Origin of the sequence: Acinetobacter rudis (assembly GCF_031157835.1) — a bacterium.
In the GTDB taxonomy this organism is placed as follows: Bacteria; Pseudomonadota; Gammaproteobacteria; order Pseudomonadales; family Moraxellaceae; genus Acinetobacter; species Acinetobacter rudis_A.
The window spans coordinates 83,469-94,739 of the sequence record NZ_JAVIDR010000012.1; the positions used below are offsets into that span (position 1 = coordinate 83,469).

Here is an 11,271-nt window from a genome sequence, read left to right on the forward strand (position 1 = left end):
AGATGAATCCTCCCCTACCCAAAGCCCCAATCAACTGGATTGCAATTTTTGCGCTGGTCTTCTTACCAGTCCTTGCTTTAATTACGATCCCAGTTTATGCCTACTATAACGATTTTAGTTTAGCAGCATGGTTGAGCATGTTTATTCTTTTAGGCGTCAGTAGTCTTGGGATTACTGCGGGCTATCACCGCTTATGGGCACATCGAGCCTATGAAGCGACTCTCCCATTAAAAATTATTTTAATGCTTGCTGGTACTTTTGCTGTTCAGAATAGTATTCTGTTTTGGTCATCGGGTCACCGTACCCATCATCGTCATGTCGATGATGTAGATAAAGACCCGTATTCGATTAATAATGGTTTTTGGTACGCACATATGGGATGGATGCTACGCAACTATCCAGCAGCAGAACCAGACTTTAAAAATGCACCAGACTTACTCAATGACAAATTAGTCATGTTCCAACATAAATACTATGTACCCTTAGTAATTGCTGTTCATGTTGTTATTTTAGGTACTGTAGGTTGGGCTGTAGGTGACCTTTGGGGTGTAGTGCTTTTAGGTGGTTTAGTCCGTTTAATTCTAAGTCATCATGTTACATTCTTCATTAATTCACTTTGTCATATGTGGGGGAAACGCCCATATACAGATGAAAATACAGCACGTGATAACTTCTGGTTAGCAATTGCAACTTGGGGTGAGGGCTATCATAACTATCACCATATTTTCCAATACGACTACCGTAACGGAGTAAAGTGGTGGCAATATGATCCAACAAAATGGCTCATTTGGTCTTGCTCTAAAGTAGGTTTAGCAAAAAATCTTCGTCGTATCCCTAGCTTTAATATCAAAAAAGCTGAGTTGGCGATGCGATTTAAATATGCAGAACAAGATCTTGCTGTTTATGGCCACGATGTCAATGCAGACCTTAATGCAATGAAACAAAAAGTCGCTCAAGAGTATGAGGCTTTCACACATACCTTAAATGATTGGGCAAAGTTAAAAGAACAAGAGCTTCAAGCAAAGAAAGCAGCTGTTGCAGAAAAGATCCATAATATGGATATTAAACTCACTGTTGATTTCCAATTGGTTGAGCAGAAGTTAAGTTTCCATCGTGAACGCTTAGAAACACTGATGCGTTCTATCAAAAAAAATGCAGTTTCTGACTAATTAGATTCCACTACTAGACACTTGCTCTAGTGGTGGATTACCTTATGATAAACATTTAACATCTCATTATAATTTTTTATCAAATCACTCTGTCCACCATCAAATCTAAAATTCTGCCTTATCTATTCCCTGTATATTTATAGTTTAATATTACTGTCACCAATACAGGAGTTAATATTTTGCTCATATTGATCATGCTTGCACTGCTCAGTATTGGATCAGCGGCTTACTATATGATTTGGCGATGTAAATATACACGTTTAGGATTACTTGTTCCTCCTTTAAAAAAATGGCAGCGCTATCTGTTATATAGCCCTATGGTGCTATTTATTTTATTTCTACTGTTAATTCTCTGGGCCATGAAAGAGGATGCAGAATTTGTTCGATTTGAAAAAGATAAAGATAAGAACCGATACTTTACCCTAAAAGAAGCCACACCTTTTGGTGAAATTGTTTTGCCTAAAGGGACACAGATTCGTAAATATATCCCCCAAGGCTATCAATACAATGCACCAGCCGATTTAAATGATGTTGAGGACATTCAATTTCCTTATCTAGTCACTATTAATGGTATATCCATCATTGAAATTGCACCTACAACAGGTTTCCTACGTTTAGCTGAGGACTATCATTTTACCGATAAAACTGGAAAAGCCATCACCTGCTCCAAAACAAACTATTTAAATGTCCATCTCAATAATTTCGACTTAAGAACAATCTATAATGATAAAAATCTCCCCATCCCACCAAGTACATTTAAACCCAGTCTATGGACCTTCAGTGACTGTAATGTCCCTGTAGAACTCGCTTCACCACCCCAATAAAATATCAATTTAAACAAAGACTAATGCATAGTATTACTTATGATGCGCATTTTTTTGTTATAGTCAAAACCATCAATCTCTATTGCCTCTTTGCATATCATGAAGATTATTTCGCAATACACTCAACTCAATCCCAAACTGTATCACCAACAGGCTGCACAACCTCTTACTGGAGCTCAAGCAGGCCACTTTAATCAAGCTCTAGCAGAAGAATTACAATGGAGCGAACAAGAACAACAACAATGGGTTAAGTATTGTAGTGGCCAAAAAAGCTTTGCTGATTTTCCAAGTTTAGCCATGGTCTATGCAGGCCACCAATTTGGACAGTGGGCAGGTCAACTGGGGGATGGTCGTGGTCTATTGGTTGCTCAACTACAAGATCGTCATGGCAAAACTGTAGACTTACATCTTAAGGGGGCAGGTAAAACACCATATTCACGCATGGGAGACGGTCGTGCCGTACTACGTTCGGTCATTCGAGAATATCTCGCTGGACATGCACTAAATGCACTAGGTGTTCCATCAAGTAATGCAATTGGTTTTACAACATCCACTCAAGCGATTCAACGTGAGAAAATTGAATCAGGTGCCATGCTTTTACGCACAGCAGATAGCCATATCAGGCTAGGTCATTTTGAATGGATCAATCAATATGCTCCGGAACTGCTTGCAGACTTTGTTGAGCATTGTATTCAATGGCACTATCCAGAGTGCTTAGATGAAGAACAACCAGTGCTTGCTTTTGCTGAACATGTAATTTGCCGCACAGCAAAAATGATTGCGCTTTGGCAACTACATGGCTTTGCCCATGGAGTGATGAATACTGATAATTTAAATATTACTGGCTCAACGCTCGACTTTGGCCCTTTTGGCTTTATGGAGCGTTTTCGTCCAAACTGGATTAACAACCATTCCGATCACCATGGACGTTATACCTACCAACAACAACCAAGTGTTGCTCATTGGAACCTCTGGGTATGGATTAATAATCTCATACCTTTAGCCCAAGCATCTGAAAAGGAAAAGTTTAAACAAGACCTCTCCAACTGTCTGGCTCAGTTTGAACCCACCTTTTTAGAATGTTATCAGCAAGGCCTCTGTGCCAAAATGGGGCTCCCCCACTTTCATAAAGACAGCTTTCAATGTGCAATGAGCTTTCTTAATATTTTACAAAGTGAGCAACTAGACTACACGCAAAGCTTCATTCGTTTACAAGAAAAACAATGGCAAGTACTTCGAGATGACTGTTTGAATTTACATCAATTTGATCAGTTTGTTGAGCAATACCATGCTATACGTCAAAACCAAGATCAACATCAACTCGATGCTGAAATGAAACAACATAATCCTCGTTATATCTTAAGAAATCATATGGCGCAAACTGCTATACAAGCAGCAGAAGCAGGAGATTTCTCTGAGCTAGATCGGTTATTCAAACTTTTAACTCAACCTTATACACACCAGCCAGACCTCGAACACGCGGCTGATCTCGCGCCATTAGCCAGTGATCAAGCAGAAATCTCTGTTAGCTGCTCCTCTTAGGGCAGCTTTTTGATCACACACTATTTTTCAACCAATCAGTCAAATAAGATTTTACTTATGTTAAAAAACATGTTAAACATGTATTGAAAAGTTATGCACATTTTCTGTGGATAAACTTGTGTCTATTTGCAAACATGCTTCTTAGAAACCCTATAAACTAAGGGTTCCGCTTTATTTTGTATGTTATCCATGCAATGCTTTTTCGTCCTCAAAAAATGATTAAATTATCATCCTGAGTATTTAAAACTAGAATCTTTTCACGATGATTAGTTGTACAAACAGTTTCCGTCGTTTATTTGGCTGGCCAATAAAAACGCAAAAAACGCTTTGAGCAATAAAGAACTCAAAGCGTTTTTTGTTGAACGACAGAATCGTTTTAAATGTCGCTTGGATACTCGAAGCGATAACCTACACCATAAACCGCCTGAACCCACTCATGACGATTTCCCGTATCCGTTACTTCTTCAATTTTACGGCGTAGATTTTTAATATGACTATCAATAACTCGATCTGCAACATCAAAGCTATCCGGATTAATATGATCGAGTAGTTGTGAGCGCGAATATACTTGCCCAACATGCTCTAGAAATAGTTCTAACAATCGAAACTCAGTTGGTGTCAAACTTAAAGCTTTTTGCTGGAACCAGATACGCTGTTGAGCTTTGTCTATTCTAAAGAGATCATGAGTCTCAGGTTCAACTTTACGCTCTAAACGGCGTAAAACAGCCTGTACACGAGCCACTAATTCTTTGGGACTAAAAGGTTTACACACATAGTCATCTGCACCCATATTAAGCCCTAAAACGCGATCAATTTCTTCTGTACGTGCAGTCACCATGATAATGGGCAGATCAGTTTGTTCACGCACCTTTCGACAAATAGTCAAACCGTCCATACGAGGAACCATCAGATCTAAGATCATTAAGCTCGGCTTACGTTGTTGAAAACTTTGGTAAGCCTCTTGCCCATCATGAAACATACCAACTTCAAATCCAGCTGCTTCCAAATAGTCTCGTACCAGTTGCGCTAATTCAACTTCATCCTCAACCAACATTATATATTTCATAACATTATCCTTTACCAATCGTATGACCGTCATTCAACGCCATTATTTTTTTGAAAAGTAAGTTTACAACGTAACCCACCCAACGGTGAATGTTCAAACACCAAGTGACCACCCAAAGCTTGAACAATTTTTAATGACAAAGCCAAGCCCAATCCTGTACCCCCTGTTGATCGAGTACGAGAGTCGTCAACCCGATAAAAACGTTTTCCAAGTTGTGCCAACTGATCATCACTCAGCCCATACGGACTATCATCAACATATAATGTCCATTGAGTTTGAGTCTGCTCAGTATGCAAATGAATAATTCCACCTGTTTCTGTATAACGTTCGCTATTTGCTAACAGATTTACGATGATTTGTTTAAAGCGATCTCGGTCTAACAACACTTGAGCCCCAGACCCATCTAACCTAATTTCAATCTGAGCTTTTTCAAACTTAAGTCTAAAATTATCCACCTCTTGAACAATCACTTCCCATGGATCAATAACTGCTAAATAACAGGTCAATTGCTGTGCATCGGCTTGAGCCAAAGCAGCTAAATCTTGAGTTAATTTTTTTAAACTCATCACCTGACGCATCATTGCTTCTAAATGTTCAGGGCTTGCTTTTCGAATACCATCTTGCATAGCTTCAATTTGTGCCTGCAATACAGCAAGAGGTGTTTTTAATTCATGTGAGGTATCTGCAACCCATTGTTTACGTGAGCGCTCATGTTGATCTAATATTTCAGCCAGCTGATTAATTTCATTAGATAAATCACCAAGCTCATCATTACGATTAATTTTCACTTGATGCTGATAATTACCTTGAGTAAGTTCACGTGCTGCATTAAGTAAACGTTGAATTGGTTTTTTAAAATAAGTTGCCAATACGAGCGCCGCAACCAAACTAACCAAAAATGTTAAAATATAGACCAAGAACAAATAACGTTTTTGGTTACTAAAAAAGTTAATACTTAAAGCATCGTCTTGCCCCAAAACAGACTTTAAACCTAAATATCCGACAATTTTCCCATCTACCCAAATAGGCTGATAAGATAACTCTTGATCTGAACGCTCACCAACAATGAAATTTTTATTTGCATCATAGAGAGATAGCCGTGAGCTCAAGCCCAACTGGTCCGGCATTGCAATAATGCGCTTATTTAACTTCCCACCATGGTTAACGACAATTTCTGGTTCTGTGTTGCGTGGGCGATCTTTAAATTTGGTGCGATAAAAATTTTGATTTGCACTTAAGGGAAATTTTAACCCCTCAAAAGGCCGATACTCTGAAGGTAGGTTTTCTTTTAATACTTTAAGATCTTGTTGATCGAGTAGTGCCGTATTATTAATTTCAGGAGCATCCCCTTCAACATAAGAATGTTCATAGAAATAGCGCTGTTGTAAAGCAATGTCATACTGACGGCGTAACCACCACTGAGATAACTTATCATAATCATCTGGCGCCGCTTCACCTTCAATCTGTAGAATCTGTGCTTGAATTGCATTACCCCAATCATGGTAGGCCTGATACACGCCAGCCAAATTTTCATTGAGATGCCCAAGTTTCTGTAGTTCTACATCAGCAACATATTTAGTAAAACTTCTCTGCATCGTCCAATGCAACACGCCTAAGCTCACAGTAATAATGACCAATGTTGTCATTAAAACTGTGACAAAAACACGTAACGCAATGGGGATACGACAATTTTTCAAAAAAGACTCTCACAATTCCTACTATTTCAGCATTCTACCCGACAATCACGGTAAAATACCTACATTGTTTCTACATCATTATTACTTAATCTTTAACGCAAAGTTACTCGGTGAACGCTGTAAGGATTCTGGTCTATGAAACATTTAAAAGCACTTGGCTTATTAGGTAGTAGTCTTCTTATCATGGGCATGCTCAGTGCTTGTCAATCTACTCGTGATACAACTGATCCTCTCAAAACAACACAGAGTCATCTATATGGTATGAAACACCATGGGATGAGTGAAGAACAAAAACAACAATGGCAACAACAACGCCAACAAGCCTGTGATGGTAAAGCAGTTGGTGACTCAGTCGTATTTAAACAAGGCCATCATACTAAAGTTGGGCAATGCCAAGTTCAGTTCAAACTAGATGACAACAGTAAAACGCTCCTGCGACAAACATTAACAGCAACAGAACGATTATCACGCCAAGCTTTTAATCAAATGACCATTGAACAACGTGAACAAATCAGACTACAACGTCAAGCTAAACGTACAGAACGCCAAGCTCTACGGGCCCAACTTCAATCTGCTTGTCAAGACCAAGCCGCTGGACAAACTGTACAAGTTCAATATAACAACCAAAAATTAACAGGCCAATGCGTATTACAATATCAACCTGAACATATGCAAACAGTTAAACATGGCTAATGACTTTAGTTTAAATATTCCTTGCAGAAAAAATTAAAAAAAAAAGACGCTATAAGCGTCTTTTTTTTCGACATATATTTTTACGATTTTGACATTTCGTTTAACCTAGAATCAGCTATAACTATTTACACTTAAAGGATTTAATCCTTACTGTGAATTTTTTTTTTGACTTTAGAGTCACTACGTTTTCACAGTTAAACGCTTGTGCCACGCCATGAGTTGTTGCACGATGTATGACAAGAAATAAGTTGTCAATGATGACGTTTACCATTTTTAAAAAATAATCTGGTTTAGCCAGGGTTGAGGAATCTCTTATGCCGCAATACAAAGCGCCTTTACGTGATATGCAATTTGTTTTACACGAATTACTCAATTTTGAAGAACATTATTCAAAACTACCTGCGTTTAAAGACAACGTAAGTCGCGAATTACTCGACCAGTATTTAGAAGCTGCTGCTGACTTTTGTGAAAATGAACTGTCACCACTCAATCAAACTGGTGACCGCGAAGGCTGTAAGTGGGATGATGGCGTTGTAACAACACCAACTGGATTTAAAGAAGCCTATCAAAAATATATCGAACTTGGCTTCCCTTCTTTAGCAGTTCCTGAAGAACATGGTGGTCAAGGTCTGCCTGGTTCTCTTGGTACGGTTATCTCAGAGATGGTTGGTACTGCAAACTGGGCATGGGGCATGTACCCTGGCCTTTCTCATGGTGCCATTCGTACAATTGAACATCATGGTACAGATGAACAAAAAGCAACGTATTTACCAAAACTTGTTACAGGTGAGTGGACAGGCACAATGTGTCTAACAGAATCACATGCAGGTTCTGACCTTGGTATCATTCGTAGTAAAGCTGAACCAAATGCAGATGGTAGTTATGCAATTTCTGGCGAGAAAATCTTTATCTCAGCTGGTGAACATGACATGGCTGAAAACATCATCCACGTTGTTCTTGCTCGCCTACCAGGTGCACCGAAAGGCACTAAAGGCATTTCATTATTTATTGTGCCGAAATTTAATGTTGATGCAGAAGGCAATATTCTAGATCGTAACAATGTACGCTGTGGTTCAATCGAACACAAAATGGGTATTCATGGTAATGCAACCTGCGTAATCAACTTTGATCATGCAAAAGGCTACCTCATTGGACCTGAAAACCGTGGTTTAAACTGTATGTTTACCTTTATGAACACTGCCCGTATTGGTACTGCCGTTCAAGGTTTATCAGCATCAGAAGGTTCATTCCAAGGTGCATTGGCTTATGCTAAAGACCGTTTAGCAATGCGTTCACTTTCTGGAATTAAAGCACCTGAAAAAGAAGCAGATCCAATTATTGTCCATCCAGCTGTACGCAATATGCTATTAACTCAAAAAGCATATGCTGAAGGTGGTCGTGCACTTGTTTACTTATTATCTCAATATGCAGATATCGTTGAACAGGGTGAAACTGAGGAAGAACGTAAATTTGCTGACAACATTTTGTCTTTACTCACTCCAATTGCCAAAGCATTCTTAACTGAAACTGGCTCTGAATCAGCAAAACATGGTGTACAAGTCTTTGGTGGTCATGGCTTTATTTCAGAACATGGTATGGAACAAATTGTTCGTGATACCCGTATCGCATGTCTCTATGAAGGTACTACTGAGATTCAAGCACTTGACTTATTAGGTCGTAAAGTCCTACAAACTCAAGGTGCAATGCTTAAAGATTTTACCAAGATCATTCATAAATTTGTTGAAGCAAATAAAGACAATGCTGAAGTTAAAGCATTTATTGAGCCTTTAGCTGCACTCAATAAAGAATGGGGTGATCTCACTGTGAAGATCGCAATGCGTGCAATGCAAAACCCAGATGAAGTGGGTGCTGCAGCTGTTGATTACATGTACTTCTCTGGTTATGTGACTTTAGCTTATCTATGGGCACATATGGCAGTTGTTGCGAAACAACAACTTGCTGCTGGTAGCACAGAAGTTGACTTCTATAATGCCAAAGTAACTACAGCAACTTTCTATTTCAAGAAAATATTACCACGCGTTCGCTCACATGTTGATGTGATCGAAGGTGGCCTAGAACCATTGATGACACTCGATGCTGAACATTTCGCATTTTAAGATAAACATGTCATTAATTGCGTAAATTGAGGGGACGGTCATAGTAATGGCCGTTCTTTTTCTATATAAGTAACGTGGTCTGTTTTTTATTTGTCGCTTTATATAGCGAAACCTCACAGAGGCAAATAAAACGACTATAGTTTGGAATAAAAAAACAATCTTAGATTTGACAGTCTCGTCATAAGCTAAGAAACATGGATATGACTCTAATCGAGTGACTTAACAATATAGGTGGATCAACTATGCCAATTTATAATGCGCCTCTCGCTGATATGCGTTTCATTCTCAATGATGTTTTTCAAGCTGAACAATTTTGGCAAGCAAATGAGAATCTTGCCCATGTCGATGCTGCTACAGCTGAGGCAATTTTGGAAGAAATGGCCAAATTTGCACAAAACGTGACGCTACCCTTAAACCGTAGTGGTGATGAAGAAGGTGCGCATTTTGAAAATGGTAAAGTAACCACTCCTGCTGGTTTTAAAGAAGCATTTCATCAATATGCTCAAGGCGGTTGGATTGGGCTCGCTGCAGATGAAGAATGGGGCGGCCAAGGCATGCCTAAAATGCTTACTGTTCTAGCAGATGAAATGCTATTCGCAACCAACCCTTCTTTCATGCTCTACCCTCTACTTTCTGTTGGTGCAGGTATGGCACTCAGCAGCTATGCTTCTCAAGAACAAAAAGAAACGTATTTACCTAAAATTTATTCAGGTGAATGGTCTGGGACTATGTGTTTGACTGAACCACATGCAGGTACAGACCTCGGTATTATTAAAACTAAAGCTGAACCTAACAGTGATGGCAGTTACCAAATTACTGGAACTAAAATCTTCATCACTGGTGGTGACCACGACCTTGCGGACAACATTATTCACCTTGTCCTAGCAAAAACACCGAATGCACCAGCTGGTTCACGTGGTATTTCACTTTTCATCGTTCCAAAATTTCTAGTCAATGCTGATGGTTCTCTTGGTGAGCGTAATAGTGTTGGACCAGGCTCTATTGAACATAAAATGGGTATCAAGGCTTCTGCAACTTGCGTAATGAACTTTGATGGTGCGAAAGGTTTTCTTGTTGGTAAAGAAAATGAAGGGCTTGCAGCAATGTTTGTCATGATGAACTATGAACGTTTATCTATGGGTATACAAGGCTTAGGTGCATCTGAATTTGCCTACCAAAATGCAGCTCAATATGCGACTGATCGTATTCAGGGACGTAGCACAACAGGTGCCAAATCTCCAGAGAAACCAGCTGACAGTATTTTAGTGCATGGCGATGTTCGTCGTATGCTACTCAATGCACGTGCAAATAACGAAGCTTCTCGTGCATTTGCTGTTTATGTAGGTCAACAACTTGATATCACAAAATTCTCTACTGATGCCGAAGCAGTATCTAAAGCAAATAATCGTGTTGCCTTACTAACACCAATTGCAAAAGCATTCCTGACGGATACTGCTTTCCAAGCTACACTCGATGCACAAATGTGCTTTGGTGGGCATGGCTTTATTCGTGAATGGGGTATGGAGCAATGTGTTAGAGACTTGCGTATTGCTCAAATCTACGAAGGCACCAATGGTGTTCAAGCACAAGATTTAATTGGTCGTAAAACCATTAAATGCGATGGTGAGTTTATTGCCGAATATATTGCTGAAATTCGTGATTTTGCAAATGAGTTAGATACGGATCTTAACTTTATAAAAGATGCAACACTCGATGTAGCAACTGAAATTGAAATGGTTACTCAACGTATTATTGAGCGTGCTGCTGAAAATCCAGATTTCTCTAATGCTGCAGCAATTGATTATTTACATGCAGTTGGCTTGCTCAGCTTTACTTACATGTTCGCTCGTATCGCCAATGCAGCTTATGCAAAACAAGGTGAATTCTATAGCAACAAGTTATCGCTAACACACTACTTTATCCAACGTGTTTTACCAGACCTTAACTCACGTATTATGAAGATAAAATCAGGTTGTGAAGTCATCATGGGCTTTAGTGAAGATTACTTTACTACACAATCTTGACATCCTCACCCCCTTAAATGGGGGTGATTCCTACTGCTAGACGCTTATGTCCAAGCGCAAGTATATTCAGTGCGGAATTTATATCCCGATCCCATGAGCTACCACACTCATGACACTGCCATTCTCTTATTCCAAGTCC

The 11,271-nt window shown here is 39.3% G+C and carries 9 protein-coding genes; 6 read left to right on the top strand and 3 right to left on the bottom strand.

Annotated features, from left to right (window positions below):
• The first annotated feature begins 2 nt into the window (after positions 1–2).
• The 3 genes from RFH42_RS11505 to RFH42_RS11515 all read left to right on the top strand — a co-directional run bounded on the left by RFH42_RS11505 (position 3) and on the right by RFH42_RS11515 (position 3,535).
• A complete protein-coding gene (locus tag RFH42_RS11505) occupies positions 3–1,169 on the top strand; it encodes an acyl-CoA desaturase (protein ID WP_308975769.1) in 1,167 nt (388 codons plus the stop codon).
• Between the two features lie 179 nt (positions 1,170–1,348).
• Complete coding sequence (locus tag RFH42_RS11510) at positions 1,349–1,993, top strand: hypothetical protein (RefSeq protein ID WP_308975770.1); 645 nt, start codon at positions 1,349–1,351, stop codon at positions 1,991–1,993.
• A gap of 99 nt (positions 1,994–2,092) precedes the next feature.
• Positions 2,093–3,535: a protein adenylyltransferase SelO gene (locus RFH42_RS11515; RefSeq protein ID WP_308975771.1), complete on the top strand. Its 1,443-nt coding sequence runs from the start codon at positions 2,093–2,095 to the stop codon at positions 3,533–3,535.
• A gap of 376 nt (positions 3,536–3,911) precedes the next feature.
• Here the strand turns inward: RFH42_RS11515 and RFH42_RS11520 are convergent, their stop codons facing one another.
• The gene (locus tag RFH42_RS11520) at positions 3,912–4,601 is read right to left on the bottom strand and encodes a response regulator (RefSeq protein WP_308975772.1); all 690 of its coding nucleotides are present in this window, start codon (positions 4,599–4,601) and stop codon (positions 3,912–3,914) included.
• A 29-nt stretch (positions 4,602–4,630) separates the two neighbouring features.
• Positions 4,631–6,247 (bottom strand): sensor histidine kinase efflux regulator BaeS, encoded by a 1,617-nt coding sequence (baeS, locus tag RFH42_RS11525; RefSeq protein ID WP_374990755.1) that lies wholly within the window; start codon positions 6,245–6,247, stop codon positions 4,631–4,633.
• Between the two features lie 186 nt (positions 6,248–6,433).
• Here baeS and RFH42_RS11530 point away from each other — a divergent pair, with 186 nt between their 5' ends.
• The 3 genes from RFH42_RS11530 (at position 6,434) to RFH42_RS11540 (ending at position 11,132) form a co-directional block, all read left to right on the top strand.
• Positions 6,434–6,991, top strand: a complete 558-nt coding sequence (locus RFH42_RS11530) for a hypothetical protein (protein ID WP_308975775.1) — start codon at positions 6,434–6,436, stop codon at positions 6,989–6,991.
• A 314-nt stretch (positions 6,992–7,305) separates the two neighbouring features.
• Complete coding sequence (locus RFH42_RS11535) at positions 7,306–9,108, top strand: acyl-CoA dehydrogenase C-terminal domain-containing protein (protein ID WP_308975776.1); 1,803 nt, start codon at positions 7,306–7,308, stop codon at positions 9,106–9,108.
• A gap of 242 nt (positions 9,109–9,350) precedes the next feature.
• A complete protein-coding gene (locus RFH42_RS11540) occupies positions 9,351–11,132 on the top strand; it encodes an acyl-CoA dehydrogenase C-terminal domain-containing protein (RefSeq protein ID WP_308975777.1) in 1,782 nt (593 codons plus the stop codon).
• 13 nt (positions 11,133–11,145) lie between these two features.
• On the opposite strand, the gene RFH42_RS11545 is transcribed toward RFH42_RS11540, so the two are convergent.
• Positions 11,146–11,271, bottom strand: a 126-nt coding sequence (locus RFH42_RS11545) for a zinc ribbon domain-containing protein (RefSeq protein WP_308975781.1), incomplete at its 5' end; no start/stop codon positions are given.